This window comes from Enterococcus sp. DIV1208 (genome assembly GCF_050530455.1).
GTDB classification, from domain to species: Bacteria; Bacillota; Bacilli; order Lactobacillales; family Enterococcaceae; genus Enterococcus_B; species Enterococcus_B hirae.
On sequence record NZ_CP172887.1, the window covers coordinates 2,406,956 to 2,421,605 of the forward strand.

At 34.0% G+C, this 14,650-nt stretch carries 20 protein-coding genes and 2 pseudogenes; 2 read left to right on the top strand and 20 right to left on the bottom strand.

The features are described from left to right. The 11 genes and pseudogenes from IGK91_RS11075 to IGK91_RS11125 form a co-directional block, all read right to left on the bottom strand. Complete coding sequence (locus IGK91_RS11075; RefSeq protein ID WP_430605299.1) at window positions 1-837, bottom strand: glycosyltransferase; 837 nt, start codon at window positions 835-837, stop codon at window positions 1-3. After that, window positions 827-2,020: a hypothetical protein gene (locus IGK91_RS11080; RefSeq protein WP_279280932.1), complete on the bottom strand. Its 1,194-nt coding sequence runs from the start codon at window positions 2,018-2,020 to the stop codon at window positions 827-829. Before IGK91_RS11080 ends, IGK91_RS11075 begins: the two co-directional genes overlap by 11 nt. Window positions 2,021-2,036: 16 nt before the next feature. Continuing rightward, the gene (locus tag IGK91_RS11085) at window positions 2,037-3,218 is read right to left on the bottom strand and encodes a hypothetical protein (RefSeq protein WP_113803777.1); all 1,182 of its coding nucleotides are present in this window, start codon (window positions 3,216-3,218) and stop codon (window positions 2,037-2,039) included. Between the two features lie 2 nt (window positions 3,219-3,220). Then, on the bottom strand, window positions 3,221-4,426 hold the full coding sequence (cps2T, locus tag IGK91_RS11090; RefSeq protein ID WP_113803778.1) for a beta 1-4 rhamnosyltransferase Cps2T: 1,206 nt from the start codon (window positions 4,424-4,426) through the stop codon (window positions 3,221-3,223). A gap of 15 nt (window positions 4,427-4,441) precedes the next feature. Continuing rightward, complete coding sequence (locus IGK91_RS11095; RefSeq protein ID WP_025478625.1) at window positions 4,442-5,131, bottom strand: sugar transferase; 690 nt, start codon at window positions 5,129-5,131, stop codon at window positions 4,442-4,444. 63 nt (window positions 5,132-5,194) lie between these two features. After that, a complete protein-coding gene (locus IGK91_RS11100) occupies window positions 5,195-5,959 on the bottom strand; it encodes a tyrosine-protein phosphatase (protein WP_430605300.1) in 765 nt (254 codons plus the stop codon). Between the two features lie 27 nt (window positions 5,960-5,986). Next, window positions 5,987-6,685 carry a CpsD/CapB family tyrosine-protein kinase gene (locus IGK91_RS11105; protein WP_113803780.1) on the bottom strand — a complete coding sequence of 233 codons (699 nt, stop codon included), beginning with the start codon at window positions 6,683-6,685 and terminating at the stop codon, window positions 5,987-5,989. Between the two features lie 11 nt (window positions 6,686-6,696). Further along, window positions 6,697-7,476, bottom strand: coding sequence for a YveK family protein (locus IGK91_RS11110; protein ID WP_002326287.1), 780 nt, complete (start codon window positions 7,474-7,476; stop codon window positions 6,697-6,699). Window positions 7,477-7,491: 15 nt separating this feature from the next. Then, complete coding sequence (locus IGK91_RS11115; protein WP_002294932.1) at window positions 7,492-8,436, bottom strand: LCP family protein; 945 nt, start codon at window positions 8,434-8,436, stop codon at window positions 7,492-7,494. Between the two features lie 45 nt (window positions 8,437-8,481). After that, a complete protein-coding gene (locus IGK91_RS11120; protein WP_113803781.1) occupies window positions 8,482-9,261 on the bottom strand; it encodes a hypothetical protein in 780 nt (259 codons plus the stop codon). A 398-nt stretch (window positions 9,262-9,659) separates the two neighbouring features. After that, window positions 9,660-10,169: pseudogene (locus IGK91_RS11125) on the bottom strand (transposase); the annotation flags it as partial. Between the two features lies 1 nt (window position 10,170). On the opposite strand from IGK91_RS11125, the pseudogene IGK91_RS11130 reads away from it, so the two are divergent. Then, window positions 10,171-10,413 (top strand): annotated as a pseudogene (locus IGK91_RS11130) (AAA family ATPase); the annotation flags it as partial. Window positions 10,414-10,571: 158 nt separating this feature from the next. Here IGK91_RS11130 and IGK91_RS11135 read toward each other — a convergent pair. The 7 genes from IGK91_RS11135 to IGK91_RS11165 all read right to left on the bottom strand — a co-directional run bounded on the left by IGK91_RS11135 (window position 10,572) and on the right by IGK91_RS11165 (window position 13,449). After that, window positions 10,572-10,751, bottom strand: coding sequence for a hypothetical protein (locus tag IGK91_RS11135; protein WP_081123834.1), 180 nt, complete (start codon window positions 10,749-10,751; stop codon window positions 10,572-10,574). Window positions 10,752-10,766: 15 nt separating this feature from the next. After that, entirely contained in the window at window positions 10,767-10,967 is a 201-nt protein-coding gene (locus tag IGK91_RS11140) for a hypothetical protein (protein WP_081123833.1), read from the bottom strand. Between the two features lie 164 nt (window positions 10,968-11,131). Beyond that, the gene (locus IGK91_RS11145) at window positions 11,132-11,839 is read right to left on the bottom strand and encodes a hypothetical protein (RefSeq protein WP_128479194.1); all 708 of its coding nucleotides are present in this window, start codon (window positions 11,837-11,839) and stop codon (window positions 11,132-11,134) included. After that, window positions 11,832-12,269: a hypothetical protein gene (locus IGK91_RS11150; protein WP_081123822.1), complete on the bottom strand. Its 438-nt coding sequence runs from the start codon at window positions 12,267-12,269 to the stop codon at window positions 11,832-11,834. Before IGK91_RS11150 ends, IGK91_RS11145 begins: the two co-directional genes overlap by 8 nt. A 14-nt stretch (window positions 12,270-12,283) precedes the next feature. Further along, window positions 12,284-12,535, bottom strand: a complete 252-nt coding sequence (locus IGK91_RS11155) for a hypothetical protein (protein ID WP_002321890.1) — start codon at window positions 12,533-12,535, stop codon at window positions 12,284-12,286. Continuing rightward, window positions 12,535-12,741 carry a hypothetical protein gene (locus IGK91_RS11160; protein WP_002296239.1) on the bottom strand — a complete coding sequence of 69 codons (207 nt, stop codon included), beginning with the start codon at window positions 12,739-12,741 and terminating at the stop codon, window positions 12,535-12,537. Before IGK91_RS11160 ends, IGK91_RS11155 begins: the two co-directional genes overlap by 1 nt. Window positions 12,742-13,188: 447 nt before the next feature. Beyond that, window positions 13,189-13,449, bottom strand: coding sequence for a hypothetical protein (locus tag IGK91_RS11165; protein ID WP_010727923.1), 261 nt, complete (start codon window positions 13,447-13,449; stop codon window positions 13,189-13,191). Window positions 13,450-13,602: 153 nt separating this feature from the next. On the opposite strand from IGK91_RS11165, the gene IGK91_RS11170 reads away from it, so the two are divergent. After that, complete coding sequence (locus IGK91_RS11170) at window positions 13,603-13,725, top strand: putative holin-like toxin (protein WP_002295624.1); 123 nt, start codon at window positions 13,603-13,605, stop codon at window positions 13,723-13,725. Between the two features lie 158 nt (window positions 13,726-13,883). Here the strand turns inward: IGK91_RS11170 and IGK91_RS11175 are convergent, their stop codons facing one another. Beyond that, window positions 13,884-14,141 carry a hypothetical protein gene (locus IGK91_RS11175; RefSeq protein ID WP_010733286.1) on the bottom strand — a complete coding sequence of 86 codons (258 nt, stop codon included), beginning with the start codon at window positions 14,139-14,141 and terminating at the stop codon, window positions 13,884-13,886. 21 nt (window positions 14,142-14,162) lie between these two features. Further along, window positions 14,163-14,648: a single-stranded DNA-binding protein gene (gene ssb / locus IGK91_RS11180; protein ID WP_002325539.1), complete on the bottom strand. Its 486-nt coding sequence runs from the start codon at window positions 14,646-14,648 to the stop codon at window positions 14,163-14,165. Between the last annotated feature and the right edge of the window lie 2 nt (window positions 14,649-14,650).

Here is a 14,650-nt window from a genome sequence, read left to right on the forward strand (position 1 = left end):
TTAATCCCCCATACTTTTAATCAACTTTTTTAATTTTTTCAAAGAGTTCGTAGAATTTTTTAATATAAACAATTTTTTCTCTCTAATGTTTTTACTTACAGAGTTACTTGAAGCATCTTCAGCATGTACTACATTTATAGTTGGCGAATAAAGTAATTTCCATTTTTTCCTTTTTGCTAAGTAAAATAAAAAATCTTCTTCTCCGTATAAAAACGTATCTGGATAAAATGCAAACTCCTGTTGTTTAATATAATTTCTAGAATATATTAAACATGAACCATGAAGTGGTACATTTACCATATCTATTGCTACTGTTTTCTTTTCAGTTTTATCTTTTTCTTTATATAAATTTGAAAAATAATATAGAAATCTAAACAAATTTAATATCAACGTATTATTAATTTTTCTACTGGAGTCATGAACATATTCAATTGGGTTTTGATCACATCCATCCAAGTTAGAAATTTTAGGTCCTAAAATATCATAGGAATATTTTATATACAGTTGATTTATCTGATTTATGAAATTTAAACTTTGGATATAAACATCACTATTTAATATGATTATATAGTCAGAGTTATATTTATATTTTGCTATCGTATAACCTAAGTTGTTTCCTTTAGCAAATCCTACGTTATATTCCATGCTTATTATTTCTACCATATTATCATTGGAATATTCTTCAAAAAGTTTTTCTAAACTATTATCACTAGAAGAATTATCAATAACAATAATGTTTAATTTATTTTGAGCATCATCTATCTTTTTTATATGATTGATGCATTTTCTTGTCTCGTCAAATGTATTATAATTTAAAATTATAAAACTATAATTCATACATTTCACCTCTCTTGATGGAGCTTGAAAAAATTGAAAAAATTATAGGAAAATAAATAATTCTCTGAGAATCAAATAAACTAAGCGAAATAGACATCCCTATAAAGTAAATAAAAATCATTTTATTAACTATATTACTATTCAGATTTTTCATAAAATAATACATTAGCCCTATTATCCAGACTGATATAGCCATCCCATACCTAAATAAAAAGCCCATTAAACCAATATCCGTATAGTTATAGATATTTTTAACACAATCACTAAATCCAAATCCAAAAATAATATTATCAAAAAAATGATTCTTGTAATAATCAATTACTTCAAATCTATAAAATACGCTCGCTTGTTGTTGCCCAATTCCAATAAATTTTTCAAAAAAATTAGTCTTTAATAAAGTAATACACGTTATCACTATAACTATTAAATGAAATAGGATTTTCTTATATGCTACTTCATTTAATAATATAATTGTATAAAAATAACTCAATATTAGTATTACAGAGATTAATGTTATCATCCTGACATTAGAAATCTCAACTAAACAATACATACAAATCACCAAAAATATTATTGCTTTTTTTGTACTATATAGTCTTGTTCCCATACCAATTAAGATAAATAATATCGTACTGCCTATTAAATCAGAAGTTTGAGGAAATCTAATGTTACTATTTACTGATTGTACTAAAGTTATATTGTTTTGAGTAATATAGTCCTGAAAAAAATAAAAAAACACACACGTACTTACTGCATAAATTATTCCTATGCATACATACATCTTTATAAACCACACTAAGTTTTTTTTATTATAAAAAAAACTTTTCAGAGGAAAATACAATAATAAAATTAAATTATAGTAAAAGTTACTAATTAATAATTGGATTTTTTCTCCAGAAGATATCAGTTGAGTAAAAAGTAGAATACACATCAATAATAATAAACCTAATATTATTAAATCTGACTTATCAAATTCTATAGCTTTATATCTAACGAATAACCAATATATAAATAATAACAGACTAAGTATAGTTATTAATAGTTTATTGTGATATGTGTTTATATTTTTGAACACTGAAGAAAAAAGAGGCAACATAAATATTTGGGCATTTAATATAAATATCACCATTAAAACTATTTTTATAAGCTTATCATTTTTTAATTTTATAATTTCTAAGGTCATCCTTTTCCCTCTCATACTATTTAGAGTCCATTAAAATAAAGTTAATTAAATCTCGTGCCCTATTTTCCCAAAAAATGCTGCTTGGTGTTTTATATTTTGGTGATTCATTGGTATCATATTCTTCTATTTCATTTATCCATTCCTCATAATTATTTGTAATCGTAATAATCTCTTTAAATTCATCCACACCTAATATTCCAGTAGAAATTATTTTTTTTCTGGCATTTAAGTATTGATATAATTTTAATGGATCGCCGCCGTTTTCATTTTTCCCAACAGAATGCGGTATAATTAGGATATCGAATAATTCTAAATATGAATATATTTCATAAGAACTTATTGGCCCAAATTCAATGATATTATGTTTATTTTTAATAATATCAGCCAACTTCTTATTTTTTTGTCCTTTTAAATGAGGGCCAATATAGACAAATAAAACCTTAGGCAATCTTTGAGATAAAATATTAACTAAATCCTCATCAATTCTGGTTCCTAATTTTCCTATATATCCAACACTCTTTTCATAATTGCTTAATTTTTTTTTCAATTGTTGTTTTTTCTCTATGTTTTTCTTATTAATAGTAATTGGAAATACACCATTCTTTATTAACTTAGGAATAATAGAAAAGTTTTCTTTACAGAATTTTTGTGTTTCTGTGGAATTACAGCAGTAAAAGTCGCTAATTTTAATAATCTGAAGATACCCTTGATAAGCACTTTTTTTCTCAAAATCATTTAAGGATGGATGTATAGCAAAATTATCCATCATATCAAAAATTACTTTTGCACCTTTCCTCTTACACTCTAATATTAATTCATATGCGAAAGGATTATTGCTATACACATAGGTATCATTATCAATTTCTATTGGGATCTTCGGAATAGCATCTTTATATCCTTTAACCCACCATCCTCTTCTTTGAGTAATGATTCTCCAATCAAAGAAAGTATATGTGTTAATTTCATTAGCACTGTCTATATACTTCATTATACTTTTTTCAATCGTTTCTTCAGGAAAATTATTGCTATTTCCAATAACTGTTTTTTTGTCTAAAAACGTTCTAGGTTTAGAAACAGTATACAAATCAAAAAGTTTAGTATCCATTATTAATTTTAATAATGCGTATTCTCTCGTCATAATTTTTGAATTTTTAAAATAGTTAATATCATGATAAGGAATAAAAATTAATTTATTCAAAGTTATGCTTCCTCCTCATCGTTTAAAAAAATTTCATTATATAAATCTACTATTTTCCCCCATGTAAAATTAGTAGATATAGTTCTATTAGATTGGAATGATAACGATAAGATTTTATCTTCGTTAAATAATTCAACTTCATCAATAACATTCTTCAAATCATTTTTTTCTTTTTTCCAATATTTTGCCCCTTTTAATCCAACTTCTCTATTAAATCCAACGTCTAAAAGAAGATTTAATTTAGTTGTAGCTAGTGCTTCTAACAACGACGGGTTTGTTCCACCAACTTCGTGTCCATGTATATAAGCAAAAGCATGTTCCCTTATATACTTTAACAACTCCTGATCATAAACTGTCCCAACAAATTTTATTCTTCGATCTTTGTCAAACTTTGTTTTTTCTTTCAGTTTTTCATAGAATTTATTTTTTTCAACATTTGTAATCAAAACAAAATCTTTTTTTGTATCAGATTTCATGAATTCACGAATCATTGTTTCATAATTATTTTCTGGGACAAATCTACCTACTACAAGATAATATTGATCTATTTGAATCATTTTATCCTTATACCATTCGATTACTTCTGGACTATTATCTGTCAACTTTGATTTTTCTAAATCTGTTCCATAAGCTATATATGTTGTTTTTGGTTTGTATTTGCTATACTGTTTATGAATATATTTCTCAATGTTTTGGCTATCACATATCAATAGATCTGCATGTTTAACCATAAGCCTTTCTGAAAGTTTCCAATATTTTCTTACTGGGTAACTCCATTTTGCTCTTAACCACTCGTGTCCATCAGGGTTAACAAAAAGTTTTCCGTTTATTTTATTTATTCTATTTTTAAAACGACTGATAAAGGGACCGATACGACAAGCCAAAACATAAAAAATAGGATCTATATCTTTATTTTTTTCTGCCTTTTTAATAGACATTTCTAAAGCTTTTAAATCATAATAAATAGCTCTTGCAGGACCAATGTTTGGCACATCTACATTAAAACATTTAGCTCCATTATAAATAAACTCTTTTTCTTTAATATCCGATTTCAAAGAATTTTCAGCCATACACGCAATATGGTACTGAATCGTTTTATCAGTCTGTCTTTTAGTTAGATTTTCTACAAATGATTCAAATCCACCATACTTTGCAGGAATACCCTTTGAACCTATTATATATACATGTTTAATCTTTGTTTTTTCCAACTTATATTCCCCTTACTAATATGCCCCATTCGGTTTTATAACAACCCAAATTGTCTTGATAATTAGTTTAAAATCATTCAATAGGCTTTGATTAGTTATATATTCTAAATCTAAATCAACCATTGCATGAAAACTAACATCATTTCTACCACTAACTTGCCACAAACCTGAACATCCAGGTTTTACATACAAGCGTTGAAGATCATATCTCGTGTACTCAGCTACTTCCCTTTCCAAAGGTGGACGTGGGCCAATTAGACTCATATCTCCTTTTAAAACATTCCATAGCTGTGGCAATTCATCAATACTTTTAGCACGGATAAATTTACCTATTTTGGTAACACGTGGATCTTCTTTCATCTTGAACATTGCGCCTTCTATTTCATTTTGATCCAGTAACTCTTCCAATTTTTCTTCAGCATCTAAACACATCGAACGGAATTTATGCATTTTGAATGTTTTTCCATTTTTACCAACACGTGTATGGCTAAAAAATATCGGACTTCCTGGCTCTTCTTTTCTGATTCGATAAGCTACATAGAACATCAAAGGAGAAGCTAAAATCAAACCAATAATGCTTCCTACAATATCAATCATTCTTTTAAAAAATAAATAGATATATCGTTTTTCAACTTTTTCTTTATCCAACCAAACTTGATTAGGATGTACTTCACTAATACGAGATAATAAATCTTCACTTTCCATACTTTCAGTCCCTTTCACTATTTTCACTCTCTCCTCATTTCCTTTTTATCTACGAATAAAGAACTAAAATAAACCAAACTTCTTCTTTTTTACCTCTTCATAGATTGGATAACTGATTTCATCCCCGTTGATCAGATCCTTTGCGACTTGTTTCATCTGTACTACTTTTTCCTTACCAAAGTCCTTGGCAATCTGCTCATAGCACTCTTTTAAGTAAAAGGTGCGCTTAGAGACCCCATGGGCATCAGAAGCAGCCATCTGCACGAGATTATGTTTGACCATCGTTTTGGCTGTTTTCTGGATGTCTTTGCCAAATACCCCAACATAACTTGGCGCAGTGAGTTGGGCCAAACATCCCATATCTAGGAACGGAAGCAAATGATTTGGGTCTTTGCGAAAATGCGCGTTGCGTTCTGGATGGACGATCACTGGTGTCTTTCCTAGTTCTAATAACTCAAAAAAAATCCGTTCTGCATATAACGGCACTTCCAGTGTCGGAAATTCGATCAGAAGATATGTATCATCTAAATCTGTAAATAAAATTTCATCTCGGTGGATGTCTTCGATGAGCGTTCCGGTAATACGTACTTCTTGTCCTTCCAATAACGTCAAAGGCAACTGTCTTTTCTCTAATTCGGCTTGTAACGAAGCGACTAGAGAAATGACTTGTGATTTTTCATTGCTGTATTTTCCATTATTGTGGTGTGGTGTGCATAAAATATGCGTAATGCCTTGCTGAATCGCTTTTTCAGCCATTGCAATACTTGCTTCTAAGTTTTCTGCCCCGTCATCGATTCCTGGTAGGATATGGCAATGTAGATCGATCATTTCTCTTGTCTCCTCTCTTCTTAGTCCTTAATTTCCGTAGTAATAACCAGCATCTTTGCTATGTTCTGCTCCGTTGTATACAACACCTAAAACTCGTGCTTGTACCATCTCCAGCAGTTCTTTTGCTTTAGTCAAGGATTCTTTACGTGACGTATTTTCACGTACAACCAATAAAGTGCCATCCGTTTTTGAAGACATGATCTGTGCATCTGTTACGGCTACTACTGGTGGCATATCGAATATCACCACGTCAAATAACTGTCTTGCTTCGGCTAGGATCTGATCCATTCTTGGCGAGCTTAACAATTCGGATGGGTTGGGTGGCTTAGGCCCACTAGGCAAAATCGACAAGTTCTCGACTGGCGTTCGTTGGATCGATTCTGCTAAACTTTCTGATGAACTAAGGACTGTACTTAGTCCGCTTGCATTATCAAGTTGAAATGTTTTATGGATAACTGGCTTACGTAAATCTGCATCTACTAGCAGTACTCGTTGACCAGATTTAGCAAAAACGACTGCAATATTTGCTGCAGTGGTAGATTTTCCTTCTCCAGGACCTGATGAAGTCACGACAATCGTCTTAATTTGCTGACCAGCTGCGGAGGCAAACTGGATATTCGTCCGAATCGTACGATATTGTTCGGCGATTGGTGAAGATGGGTTTGTTAATGTGATCAAACTGACTGCATGAGTTTGTGTTGCTTTTTGTTTCTGTGTTCGTGCCATTTTTCTTCCTCCTAGACTCTTGAGCGGCTTCTGCGTGATGGGGCTGTTTTATCGTTTGTAGCTTTTGGTCGTGCAGGAGCTGTTCCTTTTTTACGGATACCAGCATTCAATTCTTTCGCTGACATTTCTGGAACTGTTCCTAAGATTGGGAATCCTAATGTATCCGTCACATATTTTTCATCTTTCACTGTCCGATCAAGTAATTCGAATAAGAATGCCAGACCTACGCCTACCATCATTCCTAACACTAAGCCAATCACTAGATTCAATTTATTATTTGGCGAAACAGGTGTCGTATTGGCAACTGCACCTGAAATAATCGAGATTTTATCGACATTCATCACGTCTTTGGCGTTTTCTTGGAAAACTTGTGAAGTTGTATTAGCGATCTGTTGAGCAGTCACTGCATTCGTGCTTATTGCCTGGATCGAGAACATTTGTGAATTTTGTGACTGATTGACGGAGATCGCATCTTTGATTTGTCCAGCAGTCATTTTCACATTGTCTTCTGTTTCTAAACGATCTTTGACTTCATTTAGTACTAAATCACTGACGATCATATCTTTATACGTATTGATCATTTGCAGGTTCGTATTGACATCATTGACATTTGCAGTGTCTGATTGTGGCAGTGTCACGATCAATTGTGCTTGTGAACTGTATTTTGGGGTCAAGATGAAAAATGTTACGATTCCTGAGATGGCCAAGCCAGCAAACATTGAGATGATGATTGTTACCAAGTGTTTGCGTAATGTTTCAAAAATTTCTTTCAAGCTGATTGTCTCTTCCATTTTTTCTCCACTTTCCTATTTATTCTCTAGATTCATTTGATCTTTTAATTCTTTTTTCACACGATCAAGTTCTTGATCGCTGACTTTTTGATAGGAGATGTTATCTTGCATGAAGCCTTCTCCTTGCAGCTGATCTTGCTTGATCGTACCAAATGCCTCCCGATAATCTAAAGCGATTTTTTTCATTTCATCAAAGCTCATGTCTGTTTTCATATTCGACTCTAGAGCATTCAAAACGGATTGATAGTTGCTGACACCGTTTAAACTCAATACTTTTTTCGCTACACCTTCTACGATCTTTCTTTGACGCTCTTGTCTACCATAGTCACCATTTGGATCTTCATAACGCATACGAGAATAAGATAATGCCTGATCTCCGTTCAATGTGATTTTACCGATTGTAAAGTCATAGCCATCTTGTGAGAAAGTGAGGTCATTATTGACTTCGATACCACCAACTGCATCAACAAGTTCTTTTAGCCCTTTCATATTGATAGAGACATAGTGATCGATTGGGATGTCTACATATTTTTGTACGGTATCCATCGCCATGGCAGCTCCGCCGAATGCGTAAGCGTGGTTGATCTTGTCTTTTGTGTCACGACCTACGATGTCGACATACGTATCTCGAGGAATGCTGACGATCGTTGTCTGTTTGTCTTCAGGACTGACTGTGGCAACCATCATCGTATCTGATCTTCCTTGATCGACCCGACCTAAATCTCCAGTATCAATCCCCATCAATAGAACAGAGAAAGATTCTTGTTTGTCCAGATCAACTGGTTTCGTTCGTTCTCCTTGGGTTCGTTCCACTGATTCGTAAGTTTTCTCAATAGAATGTGAGAGATCCAGATATAATTTTGCTCCTACTCCTACAATTGCTAATACTAATACGATAAGAACTGCTAAAATAATCAGAAATATTTTTTTCCCTCTTGATTTTCTTCTTCGTCTTGCCATAGTTTCCTCCGTTTGCTAACCTTGCTTGAATCAACGCTTTAACTGTCAATAGCTTATATTGCTATAGCCCATTTGCTGAGCAACAGTTTGTGCTTTTGTTGCGTATGCTACGCTTATTTTTTCATTCCGGATCTGCTCTATTTGACTGAGCGCCGTCAAATATTGATCGTAAGTAGCGGTGGCAGTCACTTGACCATCCTTTAACATCGTATCGAATAACTGATCTAGTTGCGTGACTTGCGCGATCTGGGTATCAGCGAATCCTAGATATTGCATAACAACCGTTTTCCAAGGACTATCTTTAAAAAAGCTCATATTTTCACGTACACGAGCGACATCTGCACTTGTCACCTTTTCTTTGATGACGACATCGTCTACAGCTTGCTGCCAGTTTGATACATTTTTAGTAAATAAATCGTTGACAGCTGTCTGGATCTTCAGTTTTGATTCTGCACTATCTAACTGTGTCACGATTGCTTTCTTCTCATCTTGGATTGCAACAGCTTCTTTAGGCAATTCTGATTCTTTGATGTCGTAATCATCTGCTGAAAGTTTGACAGAGGATAGCTTATTTGACAAACTTGTGATTGTTTCTTCTGTTATTTCAGGGTTTAGAAAATTTTTTTCTTTTGTACTATACAGCTTGTCTACTTCTTTTGATAAAGAAGTCAAGGTGTCTTTTTGATTGGTGATGGCAGATTCTGCATAATTGATCCGTTGCTGATGTTGCCGCTGATTATTGATATGGTATCCAAACAAACAGATCGCAATAGCACCTGCACCTACCACCACAGTAGTCAATGACTTGATGAATGGCTTTTCCATAGATTCACTCCTAAGTATGGATGATAGATAAATTAAGATATAATTCACTTACATAAAAATGACAGCTCTTTACAAAAAAACATAATTAGACTAATATATTCACAGAAATATTTGTAAACAAGTTTCCCCTACATAATCATATCATAAATTGTTTTCTTGACTAGGGTAATTCACAATTCAAAAGTAAATAAAACATAAATTAAGATAATAATTAATCGTTTTCATTTTCATAGGTATTTTTAAAAGTTACACAAAAAATAAAATAACGTAAAATAGTATTAATTTAATAATATTTGTAATAAGTCTAAGTCGAAGCCGGCTCTTTGTCAAATGATGTTGGTAAAGAGAAATCTTAGAATAATTTGGGCAGAAAGAAGAAAAACTTCTTTCTGTTCTTTTTATTTGGTTAAAATAGTTTTACCGTGTCGAATCATGATCCGTCGTTTGAAATGATAAAAATTTCGAAACCCATAAGCATTGCGTTTTAATACTTTAATATGGTTGTTTAAACATTCTAGTGGTCCATTTGAATAACTGTAGCGGAGGTCATTTAGGATCTGTGGCAGAAACTTTTTAAATGTTAGCAAAGTTGTCGCATAAGTTTCAGGTAACTGGCTGACTTCTCTGGATAAACAGTCCTCAAATAGAGAATGATCTCTTTTCTTTACTGCATAAAGAACATCTTGGTATAACTGATAGCCTTGTCGTAGATTGGGACAAGTAGCTAACAATCGGTCGACAATCTCACTTTCAGTTAAGTAATCTCTGAAACTGGCACGCCAAACCCGTTTTTCATCGTTCAACTTTGCTTCTTCTTTTTGTAGGAGTTTCCAATAACGTTTCATTTTTTTACCAAGCCCACGTTGGTATTGAGAAGTACTTTTAAGTCGTGCATTGGTTTCCTTCACTAGTAAGGATGAAACACATCATATTTTGGAATACAAATGGTCAGACTTAGGAATTGATATTAAGTTAGAAGATTTTTCTGATTATGAGGCTATCACAACTATCATTAAAATTACAAAAGGAAATTTTAGGCTTATTCATCGTTTATTTGCACAGATTGATCGTATTTTAAGAATCAATCAAATGGATAAGATTACTGTAGAAGTTGTCGAAGCAGCAAGAGATAGTTTAGTGGTAGGTATATAAAAAGCTACCAAAAAATTGGTAGCTTTTGTCATTTATTACTAAAAATTTTTGCCATTTAAATAGAAAAGTGACAATTCTGTTTTTGTGAACTACTCGCCACTTATTTCCCTCCTTGCTAAAAGTGATATCACTTATATAAATCAAATTAAAAAGTGACGTCACTTTTTTAGTGCTGGTACATCAAATCCTGCTTTTTCTTGCGCGATCAGTAGATCTAACGCAATACACATAATCTTAGATTCACTTTTCCCGTACTTCTGCTTTAGTTGCTGCAATTCTTTTTGTCTCTTTTCATCCAATGTAACGGGTAACCGTTTATTCCCTACTGCAATTGGCATTGGTACCCTCTCCTTTCATCGAAATAATCTTATGAAGAATACGGCTGCAATCAACTTGAATATTAGACTCAAAAGGGTTAACACAAAGCGCCAAAAGATCAAACAAAATACCAGTATTCCTAAGAATACTACGAAGTTTAAATGTAGAGCTGCCCCATGACGCATAAGTATCTCGCCAACAAACAGTACGAACAATAGAGGAATGATTTTATTCATATGGATCTCCTTCTTTCTCTTAGGTTATCGGGCTTTGCCCGCTTATTTCGCACCACCTAAGCGGCGGGGGCGGTTGGAGCGATTGGTGCGAAATAAGAACCATTCCCTTAATTTCAAGGTTTTTTGGTCTTATTTCACACATCCTCACTTTTCGGTATAAATGGTTATTGACCTTTTTTCCTTTCAAATCGTTGATATGGCATTCGTTTATGGTCAAGTTCATTTTGGATTTCTTCTGTATCGTCGTAAGTGTAGGTGTCTAAAAAATCAGTTAAAGTCGTGTACCAGTCGTCGCCTGGGTTATCTACTTCTTCTACATATTCCCTCAAAAATGCTTCGGGTACAGCGAGTTCATAATCCATTCCCATTAACACGATAGATTCCGTCCCACACGTCAAAAATCTAGTAAATACAAGGTAATAATCGTCTACCGTCGCATCTTTGCTGTTTAGCTCTTCCATTTCTTCTTCCATTAATTCCATGCTCTCAAAAATTGAATAATATTCTGATTCTGAGTAATAGTGTTTCCTGCAAATCGTGTAGCTGACAAAGTTTTCGACCAGTTCACTCCTTTCTAGGTAAACATTCATGATATATTTTTCTGTTTCTAGTCGTAGAAGCTCCGCTCCTTTTTTTAATGTGTCAGGACGACGTTTATACATGTCTAAACGATTATGGCTGACTGTAACCTTCGTTTGACTCGTTTCACTTTCCAAATACAATTGTTCTTCCACTCTTTGAATAAAGTACTTCATTTCTTCCATACAACTAAAGTCTTTTTGAATCCGTCTGATTACTTCATTCAAATGTTCTTTGTTTGTTAAAAAGTGTGACACATCTTCCATTGTTAGTTGATAAATCACCTTATTCATTTTCGTTGTCCTCCTTTTTCATGGTGTAATAGGCGCCATACTTATTGATATTTTCAAAATAATCTAACCATTCACTTGAAACAGTCTTAGCTTTTTTCGTTTCGATAAATTTCGCATACGTTAGTTCTAAAGCTTGGTATTCAGAAGGTTTGATTGTGCTTGGTTTGACGCCTACTTCCAAGCATAGTAAGGCTTGGAAAAACCATTTTGCATTTTGCTTTTTCAGTTCTTCCAGTGTTCGATAGTACGTCGCAATGAGATTCATTTCGACACCTGATTCAATTATTTCTTCCACAGCTACCGACAATCTTTCCTTATAATGTTTTTTTGGAACACGTGTCTCATTGTATAGGAATGTCATATCCTCCATTTTTTGTGCCATTTTATCCAAAGGTAATTTGACAAATTCGTCATAGTAATTTTGAGCCATATTTTTTCTCCTTTTTAGTTCTCTAATTCGGTTAACCAATATTCGTTTTCATAAGTTTCCAAGTTTTCTTGATAATGCAGTTCATATCCTGCAATCTTCACTAGGTCTTCAAATAGCATAGTCGGTGCATCCTCTACTAAAGGGGTTTCTATCGTCCAGTACCGCGGAATAAGTAAAGCTTCTGCTACTTTTTCAGAAATGACTTCTTTGTCCACCAAAATTTGAACGACTTCTTTTACAGTCAATAATTTGTGCTGTGTTTTCATCAGCGTTTCTTTCCTTTCTCATCAATCAAAATATAATCGCCATAAGACAAGGTATATTTTTTCCCGCATGTTGGACATTGATACAAACGATAGCTTTTGATACATTTCGCTCTTTCTCCACAATCGCATTCGACAGTATGTGGTGCATGATAGTTTGGGAATAATTCGCTGAAGGGAACACCCCAATAATCAAATTTCTTTCGCATGTTAGATTCTGCCTCCTCTTAGGAAAGGTTTTACTTCCTTTCGTTAGTTCTTTCTTTATTGATTTGTTGGCCAGAATGAATCACCAAAAAGCGACAAGGACAAGGGCGCGCAGCGTGCCATTTACCCTTGTCCTTGTCGCTTTTTGGTGATAAAAGGCAACTTGTTGCCGGTCTGGCAAATCAATAAAGAGATAGCGAACAGGAACGAACCTGTTGGTGAGAGGAAGTTTTTTCTATTTTGTCTTGCTTTGCAAGACCCCTTATCTTAGTGAACGTGCAACGTTCACTTCCTTTCTTCTCGAACGGCGGTGGCGGTTGGAGTTAGAGAGAGGTTTTTCAATTGAGAAGGCGCTTGCGCCTTCCTAAAAAGGCCTTTTCATTTTTCTTGTTTCTATGTAAAACAAAAAGAGCTGCAATCCTCATTTAGGACTGCAGCTCTTCTTTTATTTATATGCCCATTAATCTCGTAAAATGATCAGGGTTTCTAATTTGCATTGATTCAATGACTAGTTGATTTCGTTTATTGAAGTGACCTGTCACTGAAATAGTATACTTGCCTTCTTCCAAAATCAGCAATTTATCCGCTATTTCTATATTGGCCACCACACAATTAATCGGTTCATGATTTGTACGTAATGTAAATCGCACAAGCAACGGCTGTGTCTTGATTACCCGAATTTTATCCAGTAAACCAGTATAATGTTCCATCGCGATCACCTCGCTAAAATTATAGCAAAAACAGCTAAAATTGAGAATTTTTAATCGATTTTAGATATGCTATAATGATCAAGACAGTAAAGTTTGAAGACGGTGGCGACTTCTGAAAGGTGGTGGTGCTTATGAACGTAAGTGCTAAAATCTATGAAAGGAGTAAGCCTTTTGTCCGCATATGAGACAATTCAAACCATTCTTGGTTTTGGTATGTTTACCATTGCTTTGATTAGTTTGATTGTAAATATGCTTAAAAATGACAAAAAGAAATAACCGTCTACTTTAGCAGGTCAGCGGTTATTTCCAAATAACTAATATTCTGCCACCGTTCTTTAATCGGTGCTGTTAATGAGGGGTTGTTCGCGCAACTCCTCTTTTTCATGTTCATTATAGCAATATTTCGCAAGAAGTTCAACGATTTCCCGTTAACCCTACATATAAAGCGGTAGAATAGCCGTAAGTATAACAGCTGTCGCTGCTATTGTGACTTTAGTCAATCGCCAAAAGGAATTATCCTTGCCTGCTCTTTTTAAAAGATAAGAACAGACAAGATACACGAATACAAGAAATAGTGATCCTTTTGCAATTCTATTTACCAAAGGATTTTCAGTGACACCCAAAGAAATCCCGTCTATAAATGCAATAACGGGTATCAATAGATCCATCGTCAGACTAATGTTTTTTGCCATACTTACTCCTTCTTTCTCGAACTAAAACGGTAGATCATCATCGCTAATATCGATTGATTGTCCACCAAATGGATTCTGTGAAGCGTTCAATCCATTGTTGTTAGGCGTCGCTGTATCCCGTTGTTCAAAAGTGGTGGTGCTTGGACTGGTGGACGATTGATCAGCGTGCGCACGGCTTTCTGTCGCTGCTTTGCTTTCTAATAGTTGGAAATTATCGGCCACAACTTCTGTCACATACACACGTTGTCCTTGTTGGTTATCGTAGGTTCGGGTTTGAATCCGTCCGACAACGCCGATCAAACTGCCTTTTTTAGCTAATGTCGCCATCGTTTCTGCTGGTTTGCGCCAAATCACACAGTTAATAAAATCAGCTTCTCGATTGCCGTTTTGATTCGTGAAATTGCGGTTAACAGCTAGGGTAAAAGTCGCTACTGCTGTGCCACTTGCAGTATAACGTAAATCGGGATCTTTGGTTAAGCGTCCTACTAATGTCACATTATTAATCATCT